32 protein-coding genes and 3 pseudogenes are annotated in these 21,848 nt (G+C 68.4%); 34 read left to right on the forward strand and 1 reads right to left on the reverse strand.

Features of this window, described 5'->3' with window-relative positions; genetic code table 11:
• The 24 genes and pseudogenes from fusA to GEV28_RS26865 form a co-directional block, all read left to right on the forward strand.
• Positions 1–708: pseudogene (gene fusA / locus GEV28_RS26750) on the forward strand (elongation factor G); the annotation flags it as partial.
• Between the two features lie 198 nt (positions 709–906).
• Positions 907–2,099: pseudogene (tuf, locus tag GEV28_RS26755) on the forward strand (elongation factor Tu).
• 272 nt (positions 2,100–2,371) lie between these two features.
• Complete coding sequence (rpsJ, locus tag GEV28_RS26760; protein ID WP_003938093.1) at positions 2,372–2,677, forward strand: 30S ribosomal protein S10; 306 nt, start codon at positions 2,372–2,374, stop codon at positions 2,675–2,677.
• Between the two features lie 137 nt (positions 2,678–2,814).
• Entirely contained in the window at positions 2,815–3,468 is a 654-nt protein-coding gene (rplC, locus tag GEV28_RS26765; protein WP_291414989.1) for a 50S ribosomal protein L3, read from the forward strand.
• Positions 3,465–4,130: pseudogene (gene rplD, locus GEV28_RS26770) on the forward strand (50S ribosomal protein L4); the annotation flags it as partial. The gene rplC and the pseudogene rplD, both read left to right, overlap by 4 nt.
• A gap of 230 nt (positions 4,131–4,360) precedes the next feature.
• Positions 4,361–4,657 (forward strand): 50S ribosomal protein L23, encoded by a 297-nt coding sequence (gene rplW, locus GEV28_RS26775; protein ID WP_291414990.1) that lies wholly within the window; start codon positions 4,361–4,363, stop codon positions 4,655–4,657.
• A 34-nt stretch (positions 4,658–4,691) separates the two neighbouring features.
• On the forward strand, positions 4,692–5,528 hold the full coding sequence (gene rplB / locus GEV28_RS26780; protein WP_291414991.1) for a 50S ribosomal protein L2: 837 nt from the start codon (positions 4,692–4,694) through the stop codon (positions 5,526–5,528).
• Between the two features lie 186 nt (positions 5,529–5,714).
• Positions 5,715–5,996, forward strand: coding sequence for a 30S ribosomal protein S19 (gene rpsS / locus GEV28_RS26785; RefSeq protein ID WP_291414992.1), 282 nt, complete (start codon positions 5,715–5,717; stop codon positions 5,994–5,996).
• A 16-nt stretch (positions 5,997–6,012) separates the two neighbouring features.
• Complete coding sequence (gene rplV, locus GEV28_RS26790) at positions 6,013–6,468, forward strand: 50S ribosomal protein L22 (protein ID WP_291414993.1); 456 nt, start codon at positions 6,013–6,015, stop codon at positions 6,466–6,468.
• A complete protein-coding gene (gene rpsC, locus GEV28_RS26795; RefSeq protein WP_291414994.1) occupies positions 6,468–7,346 on the forward strand; it encodes a 30S ribosomal protein S3 in 879 nt (292 codons plus the stop codon). Before rplV ends, rpsC begins: the two co-directional genes overlap by 1 nt.
• Positions 7,347–7,349: 3 nt before the next feature.
• The gene (gene rplP, locus GEV28_RS26800) at positions 7,350–7,769 is read left to right on the forward strand and encodes a 50S ribosomal protein L16 (protein WP_291414995.1); all 420 of its coding nucleotides are present in this window, start codon (positions 7,350–7,352) and stop codon (positions 7,767–7,769) included.
• Positions 7,769–8,023 (forward strand): 50S ribosomal protein L29, encoded by a 255-nt coding sequence (rpmC, locus tag GEV28_RS26805; protein WP_291414996.1) that lies wholly within the window; start codon positions 7,769–7,771, stop codon positions 8,021–8,023. Before rplP ends, rpmC begins: the two co-directional genes overlap by 1 nt.
• A 163-nt stretch (positions 8,024–8,186) precedes the next feature.
• Positions 8,187–8,477, forward strand: a complete 291-nt coding sequence (rpsQ, locus tag GEV28_RS26810) for a 30S ribosomal protein S17 (protein WP_291414997.1) — start codon at positions 8,187–8,189, stop codon at positions 8,475–8,477.
• On the forward strand, positions 8,474–8,842 hold the full coding sequence (rplN, locus tag GEV28_RS26815) for a 50S ribosomal protein L14 (protein WP_291414998.1): 369 nt from the start codon (positions 8,474–8,476) through the stop codon (positions 8,840–8,842). Before rpsQ ends, rplN begins: the two co-directional genes overlap by 4 nt.
• Before the next feature lie 86 nt (positions 8,843–8,928).
• Entirely contained in the window at positions 8,929–9,264 is a 336-nt protein-coding gene (gene rplX, locus GEV28_RS26820) for a 50S ribosomal protein L24 (RefSeq protein ID WP_291414999.1), read from the forward strand.
• Between the two features lie 2 nt (positions 9,265–9,266).
• On the forward strand, positions 9,267–9,863 hold the full coding sequence (gene rplE / locus GEV28_RS26825; RefSeq protein WP_291415000.1) for a 50S ribosomal protein L5: 597 nt from the start codon (positions 9,267–9,269) through the stop codon (positions 9,861–9,863).
• A 4-nt stretch (positions 9,864–9,867) separates the two neighbouring features.
• On the forward strand, positions 9,868–10,053 hold the full coding sequence (locus GEV28_RS26830) for a type Z 30S ribosomal protein S14 (RefSeq protein WP_075133135.1): 186 nt from the start codon (positions 9,868–9,870) through the stop codon (positions 10,051–10,053).
• Between the two features lie 57 nt (positions 10,054–10,110).
• Positions 10,111–10,509, forward strand: a complete 399-nt coding sequence (rpsH, locus tag GEV28_RS26835) for a 30S ribosomal protein S8 (protein WP_291415001.1) — start codon at positions 10,111–10,113, stop codon at positions 10,507–10,509.
• 18 nt (positions 10,510–10,527) lie between these two features.
• Entirely contained in the window at positions 10,528–11,067 is a 540-nt protein-coding gene (gene rplF / locus GEV28_RS26840; protein ID WP_291415002.1) for a 50S ribosomal protein L6, read from the forward strand.
• 2 nt (positions 11,068–11,069) lie between these two features.
• A complete protein-coding gene (rplR, locus tag GEV28_RS26845) occupies positions 11,070–11,504 on the forward strand; it encodes a 50S ribosomal protein L18 (RefSeq protein ID WP_291415003.1) in 435 nt (144 codons plus the stop codon).
• 31 nt (positions 11,505–11,535) lie between these two features.
• A complete protein-coding gene (gene rpsE, locus GEV28_RS26850; RefSeq protein WP_291415004.1) occupies positions 11,536–12,180 on the forward strand; it encodes a 30S ribosomal protein S5 in 645 nt (214 codons plus the stop codon).
• A gap of 4 nt (positions 12,181–12,184) precedes the next feature.
• Complete coding sequence (rpmD, locus tag GEV28_RS26855; protein ID WP_291415005.1) at positions 12,185–12,373, forward strand: 50S ribosomal protein L30; 189 nt, start codon at positions 12,185–12,187, stop codon at positions 12,371–12,373.
• 73 nt (positions 12,374–12,446) lie between these two features.
• Entirely contained in the window at positions 12,447–12,893 is a 447-nt protein-coding gene (gene rplO, locus GEV28_RS26860; protein WP_291415006.1) for a 50S ribosomal protein L15, read from the forward strand.
• A gap of 149 nt (positions 12,894–13,042) precedes the next feature.
• A complete protein-coding gene (locus GEV28_RS26865; RefSeq protein ID WP_291415007.1) occupies positions 13,043–14,014 on the forward strand; it encodes a hypothetical protein in 972 nt (323 codons plus the stop codon).
• Between the two features lie 3 nt (positions 14,015–14,017).
• Here GEV28_RS26865 and GEV28_RS26870 read toward each other — a convergent pair whose 3' ends face one another.
• Entirely contained in the window at positions 14,018–15,784 is a 1,767-nt protein-coding gene (locus GEV28_RS26870; protein ID WP_291415008.1) for a 5'-nucleotidase C-terminal domain-containing protein, read from the reverse strand.
• A gap of 283 nt (positions 15,785–16,067) precedes the next feature.
• On the opposite strand from GEV28_RS26870, the gene secY reads away from it, so the two are divergent.
• From secY to rpsD, 10 genes are all read left to right on the forward strand, one after another.
• Positions 16,068–17,369, forward strand: coding sequence for a preprotein translocase subunit SecY (gene secY / locus GEV28_RS26875; RefSeq protein ID WP_291415009.1), 1,302 nt, complete (start codon positions 16,068–16,070; stop codon positions 17,367–17,369).
• Entirely contained in the window at positions 17,366–17,920 is a 555-nt protein-coding gene (locus tag GEV28_RS26880; protein ID WP_291415010.1) for an adenylate kinase, read from the forward strand. The genes secY and GEV28_RS26880 overlap by 4 nt, the downstream gene beginning before the upstream one ends.
• A gap of 56 nt (positions 17,921–17,976) precedes the next feature.
• Entirely contained in the window at positions 17,977–18,744 is a 768-nt protein-coding gene (map, locus tag GEV28_RS26885; protein ID WP_291415020.1) for a type I methionyl aminopeptidase, read from the forward strand.
• Positions 18,745–18,768: 24 nt separating this feature from the next.
• Positions 18,769–19,344 carry a hypothetical protein gene (locus GEV28_RS26890; RefSeq protein ID WP_291415011.1) on the forward strand — a complete coding sequence of 192 codons (576 nt, stop codon included), beginning with the start codon at positions 18,769–18,771 and terminating at the stop codon, positions 19,342–19,344.
• On the forward strand, positions 19,332–19,532 hold the full coding sequence (locus tag GEV28_RS26895; protein ID WP_291415012.1) for a DUF6186 family protein: 201 nt from the start codon (positions 19,332–19,334) through the stop codon (positions 19,530–19,532). Before GEV28_RS26890 ends, GEV28_RS26895 begins: the two co-directional genes overlap by 13 nt.
• A gap of 140 nt (positions 19,533–19,672) precedes the next feature.
• On the forward strand, positions 19,673–19,894 hold the full coding sequence (infA, locus tag GEV28_RS26900; protein WP_005166804.1) for a translation initiation factor IF-1: 222 nt from the start codon (positions 19,673–19,675) through the stop codon (positions 19,892–19,894).
• Positions 19,895–19,931: 37 nt separating this feature from the next.
• Positions 19,932–20,045 (forward strand): 50S ribosomal protein L36, encoded by a 114-nt coding sequence (rpmJ, locus tag GEV28_RS26905; RefSeq protein ID WP_010148647.1) that lies wholly within the window; start codon positions 19,932–19,934, stop codon positions 20,043–20,045.
• Positions 20,046–20,204: 159 nt separating this feature from the next.
• Positions 20,205–20,585, forward strand: coding sequence for a 30S ribosomal protein S13 (gene rpsM, locus GEV28_RS26910; protein WP_291415013.1), 381 nt, complete (start codon positions 20,205–20,207; stop codon positions 20,583–20,585).
• Positions 20,586–20,797: 212 nt separating this feature from the next.
• Positions 20,798–21,205, forward strand: a complete 408-nt coding sequence (gene rpsK, locus GEV28_RS26915; protein WP_291415014.1) for a 30S ribosomal protein S11 — start codon at positions 20,798–20,800, stop codon at positions 21,203–21,205.
• Between the two features lie 22 nt (positions 21,206–21,227).
• Complete coding sequence (gene rpsD, locus GEV28_RS26920) at positions 21,228–21,833, forward strand: 30S ribosomal protein S4 (RefSeq protein ID WP_291415015.1); 606 nt, start codon at positions 21,228–21,230, stop codon at positions 21,831–21,833.
• The last annotated feature ends 15 nt before the right edge of the window (positions 21,834–21,848 follow it).

Consider the following 21,848-nt stretch of genomic DNA (forward strand, 5'->3'; position numbering starts at 1 on the left):
GTCGACCGCATGCGTCGCGAGTTCAAGGTCGAGGCCAACATCGGCAAGCCGCAGGTGGCCTACCGCGAGACGATCCGCCGCACGATGGACAAGTACGACTACACCCACAAGAAGCAGACGGGTGGGTCGGGCCAGTTCGCCAAGGTGGTCATCAGGCTCGAGCCGCTGGCCACCACGGACGGCGCGCTGTACGAGTTCGAGAACAAGGTCACCGGTGGTCGGGTCCCGCGGGAGTACATCCCGTCGGTGGATGCCGGCGCCCAGGACGCCATGCAGTACGGCGTGCTGGCGGGTTACCCCCTGGTCGGGCTCAAGCTCACCCTTCTCGACGGTGCCTACCACGAGGTCGACTCGTCCGAGATGGCGTTCAAGGTCGCCGGCTCCATGGCGCTCAAGGAAGCCGCGCGGCAGGCGAGCCCGGTGCTCCTCGAGCCGATGATGGCGGTCGAGGTGACCACGCCCGAGACGTACATGGGCGACGTCATCGGTGACCTGAACTCTCGCCGTGGCCACATCCAGGCCATGGAGGAGCGCAGTGGCTCCCGCGTCGTCAAGGCGTTGGTGCCGCTGTCGGAGATGTTCGGATACGTCGGCGATCTGCGGTCGAAGACCCAGGGCCGGGCGAACTACTCCATGCAGTTCGACTCCTACGCGGAGGTTCCCCAGAACGTCGCGAAGGAGATCATCGCGAAGGCGACGGGTGAGTGAGCATCGCAGTGAGCGCTAGCGAGCGAGGAGCGGAGCGAGCCCTGAGCCGAGCCTGATATCGCCAAGGCAACCGGCGAGTAGTTGCATCCGGTGCGGGCTGCGTGGGTAGCGCCCTCTATGGTTCCGCACAACTGACCCCATTTAGCTGTCGTCCTAACCAAGACGGCGGAGAGATACAAGTCCAGGAGGACGAGAGAAGTGGCGAAGGCGAAGTTCCAGCGGACCAAGCCGCACGTCAACATCGGGACCATCGGTCACATCGACCATGGGAAGACCACGCTGACCGCGGCCATCTCCAAGGTTCTGCACGACAAGTACCCGGACCTGAATCCCTTCACGCCGTTCGACGAGATCGACAAGGCGCCGGAGGAGAAGCAGCGCGGTATCACGATCTCGATCGCACACATCGAGTACGAGACCGAGAAGCGGCACTACGCGCACGTGGACTGCCCGGGTCACGCGGACTACATCAAGAACATGATCACCGGTGCCGCCCAGATGGACGGCGCGATCCTCGTGGTCGCCGCGACCGACGGTCCGATGCCGCAGACCAAGGAGCACGTGCTCCTGGCCCGCCAGGTCGGTGTGCCCTACATCGTGGTGGCCCTGAACAAGGCCGACATGGTGGACGACGAGGAGATCCTGGAGCTGGTCGAGCTCGAGGTGCGCGAGCTGCTCACCGAGTACGAGTTCCCCGGCGACGACCTGCCGGTCGTGCGGGTCTCCGCGCTGAAGGCGCTCGAGGGCGACGCCGAGTGGGGCAGCAAGGTCATCGAGCTGCTCGACGCGGTGGACGAGAACATCCCCGAGCCGCTGCGCGAGATCGAGAAGCCGTTCTCATGCCGGTCGAGGACGTCTTCACCATCTCCGGCCGTGGCACCGTCGTCACCGGGCGCGTCGAGCGTGGCGTGCTCAAGCCGATGGAAGAGGTCGAGATCGTCGGCATCAAGGAGAAGGCCCAGAAGACCACCGTCACCAGCGTCGAGATGTTCCGCAAGATTCTCGTCGACGCGCGTGCGGGTGAGAACGTGGGCCTGCTCCTGCGCGGCACCAAGCGCGAGGACGTCGAGCGCGGCCAGGTCGTCGTGAAGCCCGGCACCACCACGCCGCACACCGAGTTCGAGGCGCAGGTCGTCATCCTGAGCAAGGACGAGGGCGGCCGGCACACGCCGTTCTTCAACAACTACCGTCCGCAGTTCTACTTCCGGACGACGGACGTGACCGGTGTGGTCACCCTGCCCGACGGCACCGAGATGGTCATGCCGGGCGACAGCACCGCGATGACGGTCAACCTCATCCAGCCGATCGCGATGGACGAAGGTCTGCGGTTCGCCATCCGTGAGGGTGGCCGGACCGTCGGCGCCGGCCGGGTCACCAAGATCATCAAGTAGTTTCGGGCCACGGGGCCCCAGGTCAAGCACGTGGGGCCCCCCGGTTTGGGTGCCGGCACACGCGTGTGGCATCCTTGACAGGTTGCTCGTCGAGGACGGTCTTCGGGTTGTCCATGCGCGGGCGGGTTCGCAGTGGTTGAAGCCGCTGGCGGGCCATCATGACCACCCCCGAAAGGCAAATGTCTGAGGGGCCGGTCTGTGCGAAGGGCGCGACACACCCGACCGCGTGGACCGGAGCGGCACGAGTATTGAGACAAGGACGGCAAGCCACCATGGCGGGACAGAAGATCCGCATCCGGCTCAAGGCCTACGACCACGAGGCGATCGACGCGTCCGCGCGCAAGATCGTGGAGACGGTTACCCGCACGGGCGCTCGGGTCGTCGGGCCGGTGCCGCTGCCCACAGAGAAGAACGTGTACTGCGTCATCCGCTCGCCGCACAAGTACAAGGACTCGCGCGAGCACTTCGAGATGCGCACGCACAAGCGTCTGATCGACATCCTCGACCCGACGCCGAAGACGGTCGACGCTCTCATGCGCATCGATCTCCCGGCCAGCGTCGACGTCAACATTCAGTGAGGCCCCACTCATGTATATCGGCGGAGCCGATGCGCTACGGAGCGAAGCTCCCGACGGAGTCGGGATGAGCGGCTGCTCGAGCGACTCCCTCAACGCAGCTCGACACGAATGGACGTCGGGAGAAAAAGGATCGACCAATGTCTGAGCGGCAGATGAAAGGGATCCTGGGCACCAAGCTCGGGATGACCCAGGTCTTCGACGAGAACAACCGGATCGTCCCGGTGACCGTCGTGAAGGCCGGCCCGAACGTGGTCACCCAGATCCGTACCCAGGACACTGACGGGTACATCGCGGTGCAGCTGGCGTTCGGTGCCATCGACCCCCGCAAGGTCAACAAGCCGCGCACGGGGCACTTCGAGAAAGCCGGCGTGACCCCGCGCCGCTTCCTCGCCGAGCTGCGCACCACCGACGCCGACACCTACGAGCTCGGCCAGGAGATCACCGCCGAGGTGTTCGAGGCCGGCACCGTGGTCGACGCCACCGGCACCAGCAAGGGCAAGGGCACCGCGGGTGTCATGAAGCGGCACGGCTTCAAGGGCCTGTCCGCCTCGCACGGCACCCAGCGCAAGCACCGCTCGCCCGGCTCCATCGGCGGCTGCGCCACCCCGGGCCGCGTGTTCAAGGGCCTGCGGATGGCCGGCCGGATGGGCCACGTCCGGATCACCACCCAGAACCTCACCGTCCACCGGGTGGACGCCGAGGAGGGTCTGATCCTGGTCAAGGGCGCCGTGCCCGGCCCCAAGGGCGGCGTGGTGTTCCTCAAGACCGCCGCGAAGGGTGATGCGAAGTGACGAGCATCGAGATCAAGACCCCGGCCGGCAAGACCGACGGCACGGTCGAGCTGCCCGCCGAGATCTTCGACGTGCAGGCCAACATCGCCCTGATGCACCAGGTGGTCGTCGGCCAGCAGGCCGCGGCCCGCCAGGGCACGCACTCCACCAAGACCCGCGGCGAGGTCCGCGGCGGTGGCAAGAAGCCCTACCGGCAGAAGGGCACCGGCCGCGCCCGGCAGGGCTCGACCCGTGCCCCGCAGTTCGCCGGCGGCGGCATCGTGCACGGCCCCACGCCCCGGGACTACGACCAGCGGACCCCGAAGAAGATGAAGGCCGCCGCCCTGCGTGGCGCCCTCTCCGACCGGGCCCGCGCCGGCCAGGTGCACGTGGTCACCGGTCTGGTCGACGGCGACACGCCGTCCACCAAGACCGCCCGCGAGGTCCTGGCCTCGGTCAGCGAGGCCCGCCACCTGCTGGTGGTGCTGGCCCGCGCCGACGAGACCAACTGGCGCTCGGTGCGCAACCTGCCGAACGTCCACGTGATCGCCCCGGACCAGCTCAACACCTACGACGTGCTCGTCAACGACGACGTGGTGTTCACCAAGAGCGCCCTGGACGCGTTCCTGGCCGGCCCGGCAAGGGGTCGCGCCGCGAAGGCGACCGCCCGTTCGAGCGAGGTCGTGGCCGACGAGGCGCCCTACGGCGCCGGCAGCCACGCCGCGCTGGCGGACGGCTCGGCGCCTGCGGGTTTCCCGGTGAAGGGCAACGAGAGTTCGAAGCTCTACCACCTGCCGGGCACCTCGTTCTACAACCGCACGGAGGCCGAGGTCTGGTTCGCCAGCGCCGAGGATGCCGAGAAGGCCGGCTTCCAGCTGCCGCCGTCGCAGCGGAAGTCTGAGGAGGGCGACAAGTGATCCCCGACCACCGCGATGTGCTGCTCGCGCCGGTGATCTCCGAGAAGTCCTACGGGCTGCTCGAGGAGAACAAGTACACGTTCGTCGTCGCGCCAGGCGCCAACAAGACCCAGATCAAGATCGCGGTCGAGAAGGTGTTCGGCGTCCAGGTCGTGAGCGTGAACACGCTGAACCGGCGGGGCAAGCGCAAGCGCACCCGCACCGGGTACGGCAAGCGCAAGGACACCAAGCGAGCGATCGTGACCCTCTCCCCGGAGAGCAAGCGAATCGAGATCATCGGCGGCCCGGCCTGAGCCGGCGAGTAGAGATCCAAGGGACTGCGTAGAGATGGGCATTCGCAAGTACAAGCCGACGACGCCGGGGCGTCGTGGGTCCAGTGTCTCCGACTTCGCCGAGATCACCCGGTCGACGCCGGAGAAGTCGCTGGTCCGCCCACTGCACGGCCGTGGCGGCCGCAACGTGCACGGCAAGATCACCACGCGACACAAGGGTGGCGGCCACAAGCGTGCGTACCGGCTGATCGACTTCCGCCGGCACGACAAGGACGGTGTGCCGGCCAAGGTCGCGCACATCGAGTACGACCCGAACCGGAGCGCGCGCATCGCGCTGCTGCACTACGCGGACGGCGAGAAGCGCTACATCATCGCGCCGGACAAGCTGCGTCAGGGCGACCGGATCGAGAACGGGCCGAGCGCGGACATCAAGCCGGGCAACTCCCTGCCGATGCGCAACATCCCGGTCGGCACCGTGATCCACGCGATCGAGCTGCGGCCGGGTGGTGGCGCCAAGATCGCCCGCTCGGCAGGCGCGCGCGTGCAGCTGGTGGCCAAGGAGGGCCGGTTCGCCCAGCTGCGGATGCCCTCCGGCGAGATCCGCAACGTGGACGTGCGCTGCCGCGCCACGGTCGGCGAGGTCGGCAACTCCGAGCACGGCAACATCAACTGGGGCAAGGCGGGCCGCATGCGGTGGAAGGGCAAGCGCCCGACCGTCCGTGGTGTCGCCATGAACCCGGTGGACCACCCGCACGGTGGCGGTGAGGGCAAGACCTCCGGTGGCCGGCACCCGGTGAACCCCGCCGGCAAGCCGGAGGGCCGTACCCGCCACAAGGGCAAGCCGAGCGACGCGATGATCGTCCGTCGTCGCCGGATCGGTAAGAAGCGCTGAGGGAGTGGAAACGTGAGTCTCGTTGCGGCACTCGAGGTGACCACTGAGCGCGCCTTGGCCGAAGGCCCGCTGTCACGGTGGCAGGGCGATGTGGAACGGAAGATGGCTGATCGTGTGGACGGTCCTGCCGGCGTGGCTGCGGTGCGCGCAGAGTCGCAGGAAGACTGAGTAGGAGGGAGTTGAGAGATGCCTAGGAGTTTGAAGAAGGGCCCGTTCGTCGACGACCACCTGCTCAAGAAGGTGGACGCGCTCAACGAGTCCGGCAAGAAGACCGTGATCAAGACCTGGTCCCGCCGGTCCACGATCATCCCGGACATGCTGGGCCACACGATCGCGGTGCACGACGGCCGCAAGCACGTTCCGGTCTTCGTCTCGGAGTCGATGGTCGGGCACAAGCTGGGCGAGTTCGCCCCCACCCGCACCTTCAGGGGCCACGTGAAGGACGACCGCAAGGCGCGTAGGCGCTAGATAAGGGGATAAAGCGATGAACGCCCGTAACGACGCCCTCGCGCTGGAGGAAGAACTCCCGCGCGCGGTGGCTCGGGCTCGCTACGTCCGCGCCACGCCGATGAAGGTGCGCCGCGTGGTCGAGCTCATCAAGGACCGCAGCGCCGAGGAGGCCCTGGCCGTGCTCCGGTACGCCCCCCAGGCGGCGAGCGAGCCGGTGGCCAAGGTCCTGGCGAGCGCGGTGGCCAACGCCGAGAACAACCTGGACCTCGACCCGGAGACGCTCTGGGTCACCCAGGCATACGTGGACGAGGGTCCGACCCTCAAGCGGTTCCGCCCGCGGGCTCAGGGCCGTGCCTACCGGATCCGGAAGCGGACCAGCCACATCACCGTCGAGGTGGAGTCGCGGCCGAAGCCGGAGCCGGTGAAGAAGGCGACTGCCGGAAAGTCCAAGGCCGGTCGCAAGTCCAGCGCGAAGAGGAGTGCCAGCTAGTGGGTCAGAAGATCAACCCGCACGGCTTCCGGCTCGGGATCACCACTGACTGGAAGTCCCGCTGGTATGCCGACAAGCAGTACGCGGAATACGTGGCCGAGGACGTCAAGATCCGTCGCCTGCTCTCGAAGGGCATGGAGCGCGCCGGGATCTCGAAGGTGGAGATCGAGCGCACCCGCGACCGGGTCCGCGTCGACATCCACACCGCCCGTCCGGGCATCGTGATCGGCCGCCGGGGTGCCGAGGCCGACCGTATCCGGGGCGAGCTCGAGAAGCTCTCCGGCAAGCAGGTGCAGCTGAACATCCTCGAGGTCAAGAACCCCGAGGCGGACGCCCAGCTGGTCGCCCAGGTGACCGCCGAGCAGCTGTCCAACCGCGTGTCCTTCCGCCGGGCGATGCGCAAGGCCATCCAGTCGGCCATGCGCAGCCCACAGGTCAAGGGCATCCGGGTGCAGTGCGGTGGCCGTCTCGGCGGCGCCGAGATGTCCCGCTCCGAGCACTACCGCGAGGGTCGGGTGCCGCTGCACACGCTGCGTGCCGACATCGACTACGGCTTCTTCGAGGCCCGCACCACGTTCGGCCGGATCGGCGTGAAGGTGTGGATCTACAAGGGTGACGTGGTCGGCGGCCGGCGTGAGGCCGACGCCCGCTCGCAGGCGCCGCAGGAGCGTGCGCCGCGCCGGGAGCGCCCCACCAGGGCTCGCCGCTCGGGTGCCTCGGGCACCACGGCGACCAGCACCGAAGCGGCCCGCGCCGCCGCGGAGGCCAACGCCACCAGCGCGGCCTCGCAGGCCGAGGCCGCGGCAGCGGCAGACACAGTCGCGCCGGAGACCCCGTCGGTGAACGGGACCGGCAGCGCGAGCAACGGGGAGGGCTGAGCAGTGCTCGTCCCACGCAAGGTCAGGCACCGCAAGCAGCACCACCCCAAGCGGGGCGGGGCTGCCAAGGGCGGCACCAGGGTCACCTTCGGTGACTTCGGTATCCAGGCGCTCACGTCGGCCTACGTGACCAACCGGCAGATCGAGTCCGCTCGTATCGCCATCAACCGGCACATCCGTCGTGGCGGCAAGGTGTGGATCAACATCTTCCCGGACCGGCCGCTCACCAAGAAGCCCGCCGAGACCCGCATGGGTTCCGGCAAGGGTTCGCCGGAGCACTGGATCGCCAACGTGAAGCCGGGTCGGGTCATGTTCGAGCTGAGCTTCCCGAACGAGACTGTGGCGCGCGAGGCACTGACCCGCGCGATCCACAAGCTTCCGATGAAGTGCCGCATCGTCACGCGTGAGGGTGGTGACTTCTGATGGCCGCGGGTACTCAGGCATCCGAGCTGCGCGAGCTCAACGACGAGGAGCTGGTGCTGCGTCTGCGGGAGTCGAAGGAAGAGCTGTTCAACCTTCGCTTCCAGATGGCCACCGGGCAGATGGACAACAACCGCCGGCTCCGCACGGTCCGGCACGACATCGCCAGGATCTACACCGTCATGCGTGAGCGTGAGCTGGGCCTGTCGGTGTCGCCGGACGAGGTTTCTCCCGACGAGGAGGCGGTAGCCGGATGACGGCGCGGCGATTTGGGCGACCAGTGAGCGCGCCCCGGCCGAAGGCCCGCCATCGCGGTGGCAGGGCTGCGGCCAGCAACGGAGCACATATGAGCGAGCAGAGCCCTGCCGGCGCGATGGCGGCGGCGCGCAAGATCGCGATGAATAACTGCGAAGGTGCGGCATGAGCGAGACGAATGAGACTGTCGACGCGCCGCAGCAGGCGCGCGGCCGGCGCAAGGTCCGGGAGGGCCTCGTCGTGTCGGACAAGATGAACAAGACGATCGTGGTCTCGCTTGAGGACCGCAAGAAGCACCCGCGTTACAGCAAGGTGCTCCGGTCCACGACCAAGGTCAAGGCGCACGACGAGGAGAACTCCGCCGGTGTCGGTGATCGCGTGCTCCTGATGGAGACCCGTCCGCTGTCGGCGACCAAGCGCTGGCGGCTGGTGGAGATCTTGGAGAGGGCAAAGTGATCCAGCAGGAATCGCGGCTGCGCGTCGCCGACAACACGGGTGCGAAGGAGATCCTCTGCATCCGCGTGCTCGGCGGTTCGGCGCGGCGCTACGCGGGCATCGGCGACATCATCGTCGCCACGGTCAAGGATGCGATGCCGGGCGCCGGGGTGAAGAAGGGCGACATCGTCAAGGCGGTCATCGTCCGCACCACCAAGGAGAAGCGGCGGCCGGACGGCTCCTACATCCGCTTCGACGAGAACGCCGCCGTGCTGATCAAGCCGGACAACGAGCCGCGCGGGACCCGCATCTTCGGACCGGTCGGTCGCGAGCTGCGCGACAAGAAGTTCATGAAGATCATCTCGCTGGCTCCGGAGGTGCTCTGACTCATGAGCGAGCGAAGCGTGCGAATCGTTGGACACGGCAATCAATTGATTTTCATTGATCCGACGAGCGCCAGCGAGGAGGGGCGATGAAAATCAAGAAGGGCGACACGGTCGTCGTCATCGCGGGCAAGGACAAGGGCGCCAAGGGCAAGGTCATCCAGTCCTACCCGACCACCCAGAAGGTGCTCGTCGAGGGCGTGAACCGGATCAAGAAGCACACCCGGATCAGCCAGACCCAGCGTGGTGCGCAGACCGGCGGCATCGTCACCCAGGAGGCCGCCATCCACGTGAGCAACGTGATGCTGGTGGTCGACGGGCACGCCGTCCGGGTGGGCTACGAGGTCAACGACGAGGGCCGCAAGGTCCGCGTCGTCCGCGGCCCGAACGGCAAGGACAAGGACGGAAAGGCGAAGGAGGTCTGATCATGACTACTGTGCAGAAGCTCGACCCTGCAAGCAGGTCGTCGGAAGAGAAGATCACTCCCCGCCTCAAGACCCGGTACCGCGAGGAGATCACGGCCGGGCTGCAGGAGGAGTTCTCCTACGCCAACGTCATGCAGGTTCCCCGCGTCGTCAAGGTCGTGGTGAACATGGGCGTCGGCGACGCGGCGCGGGACGGCAAGCTCATCGAGGGCGCGGTCAAGGACCTGTCGCTGATCACCGGCCAGCGGCCGGAGATCCGCAAGGCCCGCAAGTCCATCGCGCAGTTCAAGCTGCGCGAGGGCATGCCGATCGGCGCGAAGACGACCCTGCGCGGGGACCGGATGTGGGAGTTCCTGGACCGGCTGCTGACCATCGCGCTGCCGCGTATCCGCGACTTCCGGGGCCTGTCGCCCAAGCAGTTCGACGGCAACGGCAACTACACCTTCGGTCTCAACGAGCAGTCGATGTTCCACGAGATCAACCCGGACTCCATCGACCGTCAGCGGGGGATGGACATCACCGTGGTCACCACCGCGATCAACGACGCGGAGGGCCGAGCGCTGCTGCGGCGCCTGGGCTTCCCGTTCAGGGAGAACTGAGCCAATGGCCAAGAAAGCTCTGGTCCACAAGGCCGCGCAGAAGCCCAAGTTCAAGGTCCGCGGGTACACCCGGTGCCAGCGGTGCGGCCGCCCGCGTGCCGTGTTCCGCAAGTTCGGCCTCTGCCGGGTGTGCCTTCGCGAGATGGCCCACCGCGGCGAGCTGCCCGGCGTGTCCAAGTCCAGCTGGTAAAGCAAATCGCCACAGGCCCCTCGTGGGAACCATGGCGAGAAAGGTTGACAGGTCACCATGACGATGACCGACCCGATCGCAGACTTCCTGACGCGTCTGCGCAACGCGAACTCGGCGTACCACGACGAGGTCGTCCTCCCGCACTCCAAGATCAAGGCGAACATCTCCGAGATCCTGCAGCGCGAGGGCTACATCGCCGGCTACCGGAGCGAGGACGGGGAGAAGGGCAAGAACCTCGTCGTCTCCCTGAAGTACGGCCCGAACCGCGAGCGCAGCATCGCCGGTCTGCGCCGGGTGTCCAAGCCCGGCCTGCGGGTGTACGCCAAGTCGGACGGACTGCCCAAGGTTCTCGGCGGCCTGGGCGTGGCGATCATCTCCACGTCCTCCGGGCTGCTGACCGACCGGCAGGCCAACAAGCAGCGAGTGGGCGGGGAAGTCCTCGCCTTCGTCTGGTGACGAGAGGGGAGTAGGAACATGTCTCGCATCGGAAAGCTGCCGGTCCCCGTTCCGTCCGGAGTGGACGTCTCCATCGACGGCCAGCAGATCAGTGTGAAGGGTCCCAAGGGGACGCTCGCGCACATGATCGCCGAGCCGATCACCGTGGAGCGTGACGAGGACGGCACGCTCGCGGTGAAGCGCCCGGACGACGAGCGCCGCAGCCGTGCGCTGCACGGCCTCACCCGGTCGCTGGTCAACAACCTGGTCGTCGGGGTCACCGACGGCTACGAGAAGAAGCTCGAGATCCACGGCGTCGGCTACCGCGTCCTGCTCAAGGGTTCGGACCTGGAGTTCTCGCTGGGCTACAGCCACCCGGTCAAGGTCACGCCGCCGGAGGGCATCACCTTCGTGGTCGAGGGCCCCACCAGGTTCTCCGTTCAGGGGATCGACAAGCAGCGGGTCGGCGAGGTAGCGGCCAACATCCGCAAGCTGCGCAAGCCCGACCCGTACAAGGGCAAGGGCGTGCGTTACGCGGGCGAGAAGATCCGCCGCAAGGTCGGAAAGACGGGTAAGTGATCATGAGCGAAGCGACTGCAACCAAGGTCGACCCTGACAAGCAGGTCTCGCCCACCAAGCGGAAGCCCGTCGGCAGGGACATCTCGACCCGGCGCCGGGTCTCCAAGGCGCGCCGGCACTTCCGGGTCCGCCGCAAGGTCGGCGGCACGCCGGAGCGTCCGCGTCTCGCCGTCACCAAGTCGGCGCGGCACATGGTCGTCCAGCTGGTCGACGACCTGGCCGGGCACACCATCGTGTCGGCGTCCACCCTCGAGGCGGACGTGCGGGCGATGGACGGCGACAAGAAGGCGCGCGCGGCCAAGGTCGGCGAGCTGATGGCCGCCAGGGCGAAGAACGCGGGCGTGAGCAAGGTCGTGTTCGACCGCGGTGGCAACGACTACCACGGCCGGATCGCGGCGCTCGCCGACGCCGCTCGCGAAGGCGGGCTGGAGTTCTGATGAACACGCACAAGACGGGAAGGATCGCCTGATGCCGGGACGTTCACGGCAATTCGGCGGCGGCCAGCAGGGTGGCCAGGGCGGGGACCGCGACCGCGGTGACCGTCGTGACCGCAGGGACCGTCGCGACGGGGGCCGTGGCGGAGCGGCCCAGGACAAGACCCCGCACATCGAGCGCGTGGTGGCCATCAACCGGGTCGCCAAGGTCGTGAAGGGTGGTCGCCGGTTCAGCTTCACCGCGCTGGTCGTGGTGGGCGACGGCGACGGCATGGTCGGTGTCGGCTACGGCAAGGCGAAGGAGGTGCCGGCCGCGATCGCCAAGGGCGTGGAGGAGGCGAAGAAGAGCTTCTTCAAGGTCCCGCGGATCGGCGGCACCATCCCGCACCCGATCCAGGGTGAGCGTGCCGCCGGTGTCGTGCTCCTGAAGCCGGCCAGCGCCGGTACCGGTGTCATCGCCGGTGGCCCGGTGCGTGCCGTGCTGGAGTGCGCGGGCGTGCACGACGTGCTGTCCAAGTCGCTCGGTAGTGACAACGCGATCAACATCGTGCACGCCACCGTGGCGGCGCTGAAGGGCCTGCAGCGTCCGGAGGAGGTCGCGGCTCGTCGCGGCCTGCCGCTGGAGGACGTGGCCCCGGCCGGCATGCTGCGGGCACGGGTCGCCGGTCAGGGGGTGTGACGCCATGGCACAGCTCAAGGTCACCCAGGTGAAGAGCATCATCGGCACCAAGCGCAACCACCGTGAGTCGCTGCGGACGCTGGGCCTGCGGAAGATCCGCCAGTCCACCGTCCGGGAGGACACCCCGGAGGTCCGCGGCCTGATCCACACGGTCCGCCACCTGGTGACCGTCGAGGAGGTCGACGACGCATGAGCGAGCTTGCGAGCTCATCAGTCAACACAGCGCCACCGGCCGTGCGACCGACGAGCGCCAGCGAGGAGTGAGCATGGCCATCAAGATCCATCACCTGCGCCCCGCACCCGGGGCGAAGACGGAGAAGCGCCGCGTCGGCCGCGGTGAGGGTGGCAAGGGCGGCAAGACCGCCGGCCGCGGTACGAAGGGCACCAAGGCACGCAAGAACGTGCCGGCGCGCTTCGAAGGTGGCCAGATGCCGATCCACATGCGGCTGCCCAAGCTGCGTGGCTTCAAGAACCGCTTCCGTACCGAGCACCAGCCGGTGAACGTGGGCGACATCGCCCGCCTGTTCGCCGACGGCGGCACGGTCGGCGTCGAGGAGCTCGTCGCCGCGGGTCTGGTTCGCAAGAACCAGCTCGTGAAGGTCCTCGGCAACGGCGACCTGGAGGGCGTCAAGCTCGACGTCACCGCGCACGCCTTCTCCAAGAGCGCAGAGGAGAAGCTGGCCGCGGCCGGCGGCAGCGTCACGAAGCTGTAGTACCGCGGGACAACCCGACTCGGCCCCCGGATGCCTCGGCACCGGGGGCCGAGCCGCGTTCGCGGCCTGTACCTGCCGGCATTCCCGTGAACGATCTTCCTGCCGGCCGGTTCGCGTGTCAGGCTTCGGGTATGTACACAACGGGGGCCATGTCTGGGTTGGACCTGCCGTCGGTGCCGGCGGCGCGCTCGGCGTCCCGGCTCCGGCTCGCCGCGGCCGGTTGCGCGTTGCTCGCGGCCGTCGGGGGGATGGTCGGGTCGTTCCTCGACCTCTTCACCGGCGAGCTCAAGATCGACGGGGAGACCCAGCTCTCGCTGTCGGTCACGAGCTGGGGTTTCGATGTCGAGGGGGGTGACCCGTTCGGCGCCGTGCCCACCTCCGGCTACCCGTTGGTGTTCGCCGCCGTCCTGCTGTTCGGCGCGGCCTCGATGTCCGCGCTGGCCGCCAGCGCCGCGGCGACGCCGGGCACCACCCGCGGCGCGGCCGTGGTCACGGTCGCCGGAACGGCGTTCCTCGCGGGTGTGGTCTGGGCGGTCGGCATGGAGCTCGCCAGCTTCGCGGGCAGCTTCCGGCCGGTCGGCATCACGACCGACGGCGTCACCGTCGAGCAGTCCCTCGGCCCGGGTCTGTGGTTCCTGCTCGTGGCGGTCGCCCTGGCCATCGCGGCCGCCGTGCTGGCCCTCCTGCGGCCCCGCCGCCGCACCGTGCCGGTCGGGTACCAGGTGAGCCCGTACCAGGCCGACATGTCGACCCCCCGGCACGGCTTCCCGATCCCCGTGGCGCTTCCCGGCCAGGCGCCGCCGCCCGTGGCGCAGCAACGGCCGCACGCCCCGTTCACGCCCCCGCCGATGGCCCCGATCGCCGACGCCACCGCGCCGCCACCGAGCACCATGAGCTACCCGAACCCGCGCCCGGTCACCCCACCGCCACCCGGGTACCCACGACCGGCGCCGCCCGTGCCACCGACCACCCCGAGCCCGCCGAGCCAACCCGCCGACCCGAGCCCAGCGGCCGAGCCGAGCCCTACGACCCAGCCGGCTCCGCCGGCCGAGCCGACCGCGGCGCCTGGTTCGGGTGCGCCGGCCGGCCCGGAGCAGGCGGGTGCCGCGGACCGGCAGTAGCGGTCAGAAGACCGGCTCGCCCTCCCGCACCAGCCGCCAGTTCGGCACGAAGAACGTCGCCGGGTCGATGGTCCCCGCGGCCGCGGCGTGGTCGATCAGCGCCTGGCGGATCTCCACCTGCGCGTTGTAGACCACCGGAACCTCGCTGATGTGCGGGAACCCGCCACCACCCGAGCGGCGGTAGTTGTTGACCGCCACCACGAACTCCTGGCCCGGCGTGACCGCGGCGCCGTCGTGGGCCAGCCCGACGATCCGCGACCCGACCGGCTTGGAGATGTCCACGTCGTAGGTCACCCCGGACAGCACGTCGTAGTTGTAGTCCGGCTCCCCGCCCGCGTTGGTCAGCGTCTCCGGGTCGACCGGCGCGCCGACCGGTGTCTGGTTGAAGTACTTCGCCGAGTACTCCAGGTAGTCCTTCACCCGCGCGCCGGTCAGCGTGACCGCCTCGAGCGTGTTGTCGTAGATGTAGAGGCCCGCGATGTCGCGCACCGACACCTCGCCCTCCGGGAACACCGCGGTCCGCGAGAACGGCGCCGCGATCGACAGCACCGGCAGGTCGGCCTGCGGGGTCCCCGCGAGGGCGGCGGACACGGTCTCGGTCTGCACCTGCTGGATGTAGTCGAGGATCGCCGTGTCCGCGTACCTCGAGGTCGCCGCCGACAGCTCCTCGGTCGACCGCGCCACCGGCTGGTTCACGTAGTCCACGGTCGCGGTGTGCTGGTCGGCCAGCAGCGCGGTGATCTTCGGGTCGTCCGGCACGGTGTTGGTGTTCAGCGTCGTCGACGACTTGTCCGCCACCTTCCAGCGGCCGCGCGACTCGGTCAGTGTGAAGTCCACAACGGACAGTCGCTGGCCCCACCGGCCCGGCTCGGTCAGCAGCACCTGCCGGCCGGTCGCCTTGTTGGTGACGAACCTCTCCGGCACGTCGTTGTGCGCGTGCCCGAACAGCACCGCGTCGATCCCCGGCACCTCCTCGGCCACCATCGCCGACGCGTTCTCCACCGGGATGTCGCCTTGGTAGGACGACATCCCGTTGTCGCCCGCGTGCGCGGTCACCATCACCACGTCCGCGCCGAGCAGCCGCATCACCGGAACCCAGAAGCGTGCCGACTCCACCAGGTCGGTGAACCGCAGCTTGCCCTCGACGTTGGCCTTGTCCCAGATCGCGATGCCCGGGTTCGTGAGCCCGAGCACGCCGACCTTCACCGGCCGCTTGCCCTTGACCTTCATGGTCTTCAGCACGAACGGCAGGTACGCGGGCAGCCCGGTCCGCGCGTCGACCGCGTTCGCGCCGAGCACCGGGGCCTTCATCTGCCTGACCCAGGTCGCGAGCATCGGCAGGCCGTAGTTGAACTCGTGGTTCCCGAGGGTCACCGCGTCGTAGCCGATGGCGTTCATCGCCTTGGCCATCGGATGCGTCTCGCCGGTCTCGGTGACCGGCTCGACCCTGGCGTAGTAGTAGTCGAGCGGCGTGCCCTGGATGGTGTCGCCGGAGTCCACGAGCATGGTGTTCGCCCGGCCGCGGTCGGCCCGGATCTGGTTCACCAGCGTCGAGACCTTGGCGAGCCCCACGTCGTTGTGTGCGCTGTCGTCGTACTCGGAGTTCTTGAAATAGTCCCAGTTCAGCGCGTTGCCGTGCAGGTCGGAGGTCTCCATGACGGTGATCCGCACGTCGCGGCCGGCCGGCTCGCCCGCGGCGGGAGTGGCCGCGGCGAGGCCGGCGGCGACGGTGACGACCAGCACGGCGGCCGCCGATCGGTGGATACGCATGCCGCCATCCCACCGTGCCGGACGCTCCGGCACTACCGTCCTTCGGCCTGGACCGAACGGCGCATGGCTGGGCCGGGCGGCGTACTGTCATCCCGCTGTGCCGAGGGGGTGCAAGCGCGCCCGGCCATGCTGTTATTGTCGTTGACACGCTTCGGGTGGAGTGTCCCCCGAAGCGGTTCTGGCTTGCCAGCGCTCCGGCGGCCAGAGTTGAGTTCCGGCCGGTCTTCCAACCGGCAAAGCCGATCACCGGCGTGGGCGCCGGTGACGCCGAGGAGGTTCTTGCGTGCTAGGCGCTTTCGTCTCGGCGATCAAGACGCCGGATCTACGGCGCAAGATCCTGTTCACCCTCCTGATCGTGGCGGTCTACCGGGTCGGCGCGATGCTGCCTTCGCCAGGAGTGTCGTACCCCAACATCCAGAAATGTATCGACGGGGTCGACGACCAGAGCATCTACCAGCTGCTGAACCTGTTCAGCGGCGGTGCGCTGTTGCAGCTGTCGGTGTTCGCGCTGGGGATCATGCCGTACATCACCGCGAGCATCATCATCCAGCTGCTGCGTGTGGTCATCCCGCGCTTCGAGCAGCTGCACAAGGAGGGCCAGGCCGGCCAGGCCAAGCTCACCCAGTACACCCGCTACCTCACCATCGGCCTCGCGATCCTGCAGGCCACCGGCATCGTGGCGATGGCCGACCGCGGCCAGCTGTTCGGTGAGTGCCAGGACCCGATCATCCCGCAGAACACCACGTTCAACCTGGCGATGATCGTCGTCACGATGACCGCCGGCACCGCCCTGATCATGTGGTTCGGCGAGCTCATCACCGAGCGCGGCATCGGCAACGGCATGTCGCTGCTGATGTTCGTCAACATCGCGGCCCGCATCCCGGCCGAGGGCGGCAACATCCTGCAGAACGCGGGCGGCCTCGTGTTCGCCATCGTCTGCGTGTTCGGTCTGCTCATCATCGTCGGCGTCGTGTTCCTCGAGCAGGGCCAGCGCCGGATCCCGGTGCAGTACGCCAAGCGCATGGTCGGCCGCCGCATGTACGGCGGTACGTCGACCTACCTCCCGATGAAGGTCAACCAGGCCGGCGTCATCCCGATCATCTTCGCGTCGTCGCTGCTGTACCTGCCCGACCTCGTCACCCGGCTCACCGGCAACACCAACAGCTGGTGGAGCCGGTTCGTCGCGGACCACCTGACCAGCCAGTCGGACTGGGTGCACATCGCGACGTACTTCGCGTTGATCATCTTCTTCACGTACTTCTACATCAGCATCCAGTTCAACCCGAACGAGCGTGCTGACGACATGAAGAAGTACGGCGGCTTCATCCCGGGCATCCGCCCGGGCCGGCCGACCGCCGAGTACCTCAGCTTCGTGCTGAGCAGGATCACCCTGCCCGGGTCGATCTACCTCGGCATCATCGCCGTGCTGCCGAACTTCTTCCTGGACATCACCGGGGACGGCCAGAACCAGAACTTCCCCTTCGGTGGAACCGCCGTACTGATCATGGTTGGCGTCGGTCTTGACACCGTCAAGCAGATCGAAAGCCAGCTCATGCAGCGCAACTACGAAGGGTTCCTCAAGTGACGCGAATGGTCCTCGTCGGCCCGCCGGGCGCGGGCAAGGGCACCCAGGCGGACGCGCTGAGCGCCAGGCTGGACATTCCGCACATCTCCACGGGCGAGCTGTTCCGGGCGCACATCGGCGCGGCGACCGAGCTCGGCCGCAAGGTGAAGAAGTACCTGGACGAGGGTCATCTCGTGCCGGACGAGATCACCAACCAGATGCTGGTCGAGCGGCTCGACGACGCGGACACCGTCGACGGGTTCCTGCTCGACGGCTTCCCGCGCAACGTCGGCCAGGCCGACGTGCTCAGCAAGGTGCTGGCCGAGTCGGACAAGAAGCTCGACGCGGTGGTGCAGCTGCAGGTCGACGATGAGGTCGTCGTCGGCCGCCTGCTGGCCCGTGGGCGCGCGGACGACAACGAGGACGTCATCCGCAACCGGCAGCGGGTCTACCGCGCGGAGACCGCGCCGCTGCTCGACTACTACCGGGACATCCTCGTCACGGTCGACGGCGTCGGCGAGGTCGACGAGATCACCAACCGGGTGTTGAGCGCACTCCGCGATCGGACGTGACGCGCAGTGGGCCGGTCGACTCGCTGCGGCTGTCCATCCAGTCGTGGCGGGGTCGGATGATCGAGCTCAAGGCGCCCGCTGAGCTGGAGGCGATGCGTGCGGCCGGCTTGGTGGTGGCCGCCGCGCTGGCCGGCGTGGTCGAGGCGGTCCGGGCCGGCGTCAGCACCGCGGAGCTCGACGAGATCGCCGAGCAGACCATCCGCGACGCGGGGGCGGTACCGAGCTTCAAGGGCTACCACGGCTTCCCCGCGAGCATCTGCGCCTCGGTGAACCAGCAGATCGTGCACGGGATCCCGAGCCCGACCCAGGTCCTGGCCGACGGCGACCTCATCTCCGTCGACTGCGGCGCCATCCTGGACGGCTGGCACGGCGACTCGGCGGTCACCGTGTCCGTCGGCGAGCCGAGCCCCACCGACAAGGCTCTGTCGGAGGCGACGAGATCCGCCATGCTGGCCGGTATCGAGGCCGTCCGCGCGGACGGCCGACTCACCGACATCTCGCACGCGGTCGAGACCGCGGTGCACGAGTCGGAGCGGTCCGACCAACGCAGGTACGGGATCATCCGGGAGTACGGCGGCCACGGCATCGGCCGGGCCATGCACATGGAGCCGTTCCTGCCGAACTACGGCAAGCCGGGCAAGGGCCCGAGGCTGCGCGTGGGGATGGCCATCGCGATCGAGCCGATGCTCACCCTGGGCGGCGAGAAGACCCTGGAGCTGGACGACGGCTGGACGGTCATCACGGTCGACGGCTCGCGGGCCGCGCACTGGGAGCACACGGTGGCCGTCACCGAGGACGGTCCTTGGGTCCTCACCGCTCCCTAGTGTCCCCCGCGGCAAGATGGCCGTGTGCTGGAGCCAGAAGCCACGACCAGACCCTGGTGGCGGACGAAGCCCTTCCTGATCATCGTGATCGCCGGCTGCTTCCACATCGGCCGGGGCGCCCCCGTCGACGGCGCCATCTTCCTGGCGACCGCCACCGCGCTCGCCATCGCGGAGCTGACCGAACCGAGCCCACCACCTGCTACGGACCTCCCGCCGGCCACGGCGCTGGCGGCGGTCCCCGCGGGCTGGCTGGTCGCGAACTGGCAACCGGGCACCGCGCCGGTCGCGGTGGTGGTGGCCGCGACGGGTCCGCCGATGCTCCTGCTGGCGCTGCGGACAGGTGGCGGCGCCGAGCGCACCGATGTGGGCCGGTGGTGGCCGTGGGCCGCCGTGGGGGTGGCTGTCTGCCTCTGGGAGCTGGCGTCGTTCCTCCAGCAGAGCGACCCCGCCACGGCCGACCCGGACCACCCCACGCTGAGCGCCGTCCTCGAACCCCTGTTCGCCCAGGGGCCGGGCCGGGCCGCGATGGTCGTCGGCTGGCTGGCCGCGGGCGTCCTCCTCGCGAGGCTGATGCTGAGGGCACCGAGATGCACGCGCTGACCGTGACGGTGTTCGCCCTGCTCGGCGGCGCGTTCGTGGTCCTGGAGCTGCTCGGCAGGCGGGAGAACGCCAGCACGCCGACGGTGCGCAAGCTGCTCGGCGCGACCGTGCACAACCGCCCGGCGCTCGTGCTCCTGGTGCTCACCTGGTGGTGGTTCGGCTGGCATTTCTTCGTAACCGGGGGCTGATTTTTCCTCGTCGCGTGGTCCGCGTACACTAGATCGGTGGCGCAGCCTGTTGCGCCGTATCCGTCATGCGTTTCGCCCGTGAGGGTTCATGCAGGGCGGTATGCGTATGACCATGCAGTAGAGCACGAAACGCGGAGGACATGGGCAAGAAGGACGGGGCCATCGAGGTCGAGGGCCGTGTGGTCGAGCCGCTCCCCAACGCGATGTTCCGTGTCGAGTTGGAGAACGGACACAAGGTCCTCGCGCACATCAGCGGCAAGATGCGGCAGCACTACATCCGCATCCTGCCTGAGGACCGGGTGGTCGTGGAGCTGTCGCCCTACGATTTGTCCCGCGGCCGAATCGTCTACCGCTACAAGTGACCGGCCTCGGCCGGCCGTATCAGGAGAAACACAAGACGTGAAGGTCCAGCCGAGCGTCAAGAAGATCTGCGACAAGTGCAAGGTGATCCGCCGCCACGGTCGGGTCATGGTGATCTGCGAGAACCTGCGCCACAAGCAGCGCCAGGGCTGAGCGGGCCGAGCACCAGCAGGTAGACGCACCAACAAAGATGCCCTCCCCACACCTGCCGAGCCACTCGGGCTCGGTTCACCCCCGGACCAGGCCGGGGCCCGCGCCACTCGGCGCGGGACGGTTGGGGAGCAGACCTGGGAGTGACACACAAGAGGAGACATGGCACGACTTGCTGGCGTCGACCTCCCCCGCGAGAAGCGGATGGAGATCGCGCTGACCTACATCTACGGCATCGGCCGTACCCGCTCCAAGGAGCTGCTGGTCGCCACCGGGATCAGTCCGGACCTGCGCGCCAAGGACCTGTCCGACGAGGACGTGTCCAAGCTTCGTGACCACATCGAGGCCAACTACCGCGTCGAGGGTGACCTCCGTCGCGAGGTTAACGCCGACATTCGCCGGAAGATCGAGATCGGCTGCTACCAGGGCCTGCGGTGGCGCCGCGGTCTGCCCGTCCGCGGGCAGCGGACCAAGACCAACGCCCGCACCCGCAAGGGCCCCAAGAAGACGGTCGCCGGCAAGAAGAAGGCTGGGAAGAAGTGACCAAGAGTCGCGGCAGCGTGGTATCCGTCGTCACCCAGAGGCGACGCAACCGTCAGTTCGTGGCCATGCAGGTGGCGCCCAAGAGCGCCCGCCCGCAGGCTCTCCGCGACCTCTACCTGGATGCCGGCACGCGCATCCGGGAAGGTCACCGCGCGGACGAAGAGTCCGCCGCCACTCCCCAGACTTCGCGTTAACAGGAGACACCTACAGACATGCCACCCAAGTCACGCAGTGGCGCCGGCGTCAAGAAGGTCCGGCGCAAGGAAAAGAAGAACATCTCGCACGGCCACGCGCACATCAAGAGCACCTTCAACAACACGATCGTGTCGATCACCGACCCGACCGGCAACGTGATCGCGTGGGCGTCCAGCGGCCACGTCGGCTTCAAGGGCTCCCGCAAGTCGACCCCGTTCGCCGCGCAGATGGCCGCCGAGAACGCCGCGCGCAAGGCCGCCGAGCACGGCATGCGCAAGGTCGACGTGTTCGTCAAGGGCCCCGGCTCCGGCCGGGAGACCGCGATCCGGTCGCTGCAGGCGGCCGGTCTCGAGGTCGGCACCATCCAGGACGTCACCCCGCAGCCGCACAACGGCTGCCGGCCGCCGAAGCGCCGCCGGGTCTAGGGCAAGGGAGGAGTAGAGAACCATGGCTCGTTACACCGGCCCCGCGACCCGCAAGTCGCGTCGTCTCAAGGTCGACCTCGTCGGCGGCGACCGTGCCTTCGAGCGTCGCCCGTACCCGCCGGGCCAGCACGGCCGCGGCCGCATCAAGGAAAGCGAATACCTCCTGCAGCTGCAGGAGAAGCAGAAGGCCCGCTACACCTACGGCGTGCTGGAGCGGCAGTTCCGCCGCTACTACGAGCAGGCCGCGCGCACCAAGGGCAAGACCGGTGAGGCGCTGCTGCAGCTGCTCGAGTCCCGGCTGGACAACGTGGTGTACCGCGCGGGCCTGGCCCGCACCCGCCGGCAGGCCCGGCAGCTGGTCAGCCACGGCCACTTCGTCGTCAACGGCAAGCGGGTCAACGTCCCGAGCTTCCAGGTGTCGAAGTTCGACATCGTCGACGTGAAGCCCAAGTCGCTGAACACGCTGCCGTTCCTCGCGGCCAAGGAGTCCTTCGGCGACCGGCCGATCCCCGGCTGGCTGCAGGTCGTGCAGACCACCATGCGGATCCTCGTGCACCAGCTGCCCGAGCGCGCACAGATCGACGTGCCCGTGCAGGAGCAGCTGATCGTCGAGTTCTACTCGAAGTGATTTACCCGGGAGGCG

It is taken from the genome of Actinophytocola sp., from assembly GCF_009379765.1.
Classification (GTDB): domain Bacteria; phylum Actinomycetota; class Actinomycetes; order Mycobacteriales; family Pseudonocardiaceae; genus Actinophytocola.

What these genes read in the sequence shown, in the direction of transcription:
- rpsJ (WP_003938093.1), top strand. Translation starts at nt 2,372, where the DNA reads ATGGCGGGACAGAAGATCCGCATCCGGCTCAAGGCCTACGACCACGAG.
- rplC (WP_291414989.1), top strand. Translation starts at nt 2,815, where the DNA reads ATGTCTGAGCGGCAGATGAAAGGGATCCTGGGCACCAAGCTCGGGATG.
- rplB (WP_291414991.1), top strand. Translation starts at nt 4,692, where the DNA reads ATGGGCATTCGCAAGTACAAGCCGACGACGCCGGGGCGTCGTGGGTCC.
- rpsS (WP_291414992.1), top strand. Translation starts at nt 5,715, where the DNA reads ATGCCTAGGAGTTTGAAGAAGGGCCCGTTCGTCGACGACCACCTGCTC.
- rplV (WP_291414993.1), top strand. Translation starts at nt 6,013, where the DNA reads ATGAACGCCCGTAACGACGCCCTCGCGCTGGAGGAAGAACTCCCGCGC.
- rpmC (WP_291414996.1), top strand. Translation starts at nt 7,769, where the DNA reads ATGGCCGCGGGTACTCAGGCATCCGAGCTGCGCGAGCTCAACGACGAG.
- rpsQ (WP_291414997.1), top strand. Translation starts at nt 8,187, where the DNA reads ATGAGCGAGACGAATGAGACTGTCGACGCGCCGCAGCAGGCGCGCGGC.
- rplX (WP_291414999.1), top strand. Translation starts at nt 8,929, where the DNA reads ATGAAAATCAAGAAGGGCGACACGGTCGTCGTCATCGCGGGCAAGGAC.
- rplE (WP_291415000.1), top strand. Translation starts at nt 9,267, where the DNA reads ATGACTACTGTGCAGAAGCTCGACCCTGCAAGCAGGTCGTCGGAAGAG.
- GEV28_RS26830 (WP_075133135.1), top strand. Translation starts at nt 9,868, where the DNA reads ATGGCCAAGAAAGCTCTGGTCCACAAGGCCGCGCAGAAGCCCAAGTTC.
- rpsH (WP_291415001.1), top strand. Translation starts at nt 10,111, where the DNA reads ATGACGATGACCGACCCGATCGCAGACTTCCTGACGCGTCTGCGCAAC.
- rplF (WP_291415002.1), top strand. Translation starts at nt 10,528, where the DNA reads ATGTCTCGCATCGGAAAGCTGCCGGTCCCCGTTCCGTCCGGAGTGGAC.
- rplR (WP_291415003.1), top strand. Translation starts at nt 11,070, where the DNA reads ATGAGCGAAGCGACTGCAACCAAGGTCGACCCTGACAAGCAGGTCTCG.
- rpsE (WP_291415004.1), top strand. Translation starts at nt 11,536, where the DNA reads ATGCCGGGACGTTCACGGCAATTCGGCGGCGGCCAGCAGGGTGGCCAG.
- rpmD (WP_291415005.1), top strand. Translation starts at nt 12,185, where the DNA reads ATGGCACAGCTCAAGGTCACCCAGGTGAAGAGCATCATCGGCACCAAG.
- rplO (WP_291415006.1), top strand. Translation starts at nt 12,447, where the DNA reads ATGGCCATCAAGATCCATCACCTGCGCCCCGCACCCGGGGCGAAGACG.
- GEV28_RS26865 (WP_291415007.1), top strand. Translation starts at nt 13,043, where the DNA reads ATGTCTGGGTTGGACCTGCCGTCGGTGCCGGCGGCGCGCTCGGCGTCC.
- GEV28_RS26870 (WP_291415008.1), bottom strand. Translation starts at nt 15,784, where the DNA reads ATGCGTATCCACCGATCGGCGGCCGCCGTGCTGGTCGTCACCGTCGCC.
- map (WP_291415020.1), top strand. Translation starts at nt 17,977, where the DNA reads ATGATCGAGCTCAAGGCGCCCGCTGAGCTGGAGGCGATGCGTGCGGCC.
- GEV28_RS26895 (WP_291415012.1), top strand. Translation starts at nt 19,332, where the DNA reads ATGCACGCGCTGACCGTGACGGTGTTCGCCCTGCTCGGCGGCGCGTTC.
- infA (WP_005166804.1), top strand. Translation starts at nt 19,673, where the DNA reads ATGGGCAAGAAGGACGGGGCCATCGAGGTCGAGGGCCGTGTGGTCGAG.
- rpsM (WP_291415013.1), top strand. Translation starts at nt 20,205, where the DNA reads ATGGCACGACTTGCTGGCGTCGACCTCCCCCGCGAGAAGCGGATGGAG.
- rpsK (WP_291415014.1), top strand. Translation starts at nt 20,798, where the DNA reads ATGCCACCCAAGTCACGCAGTGGCGCCGGCGTCAAGAAGGTCCGGCGC.
- rpsD (WP_291415015.1), top strand. Translation starts at nt 21,228, where the DNA reads ATGGCTCGTTACACCGGCCCCGCGACCCGCAAGTCGCGTCGTCTCAAG.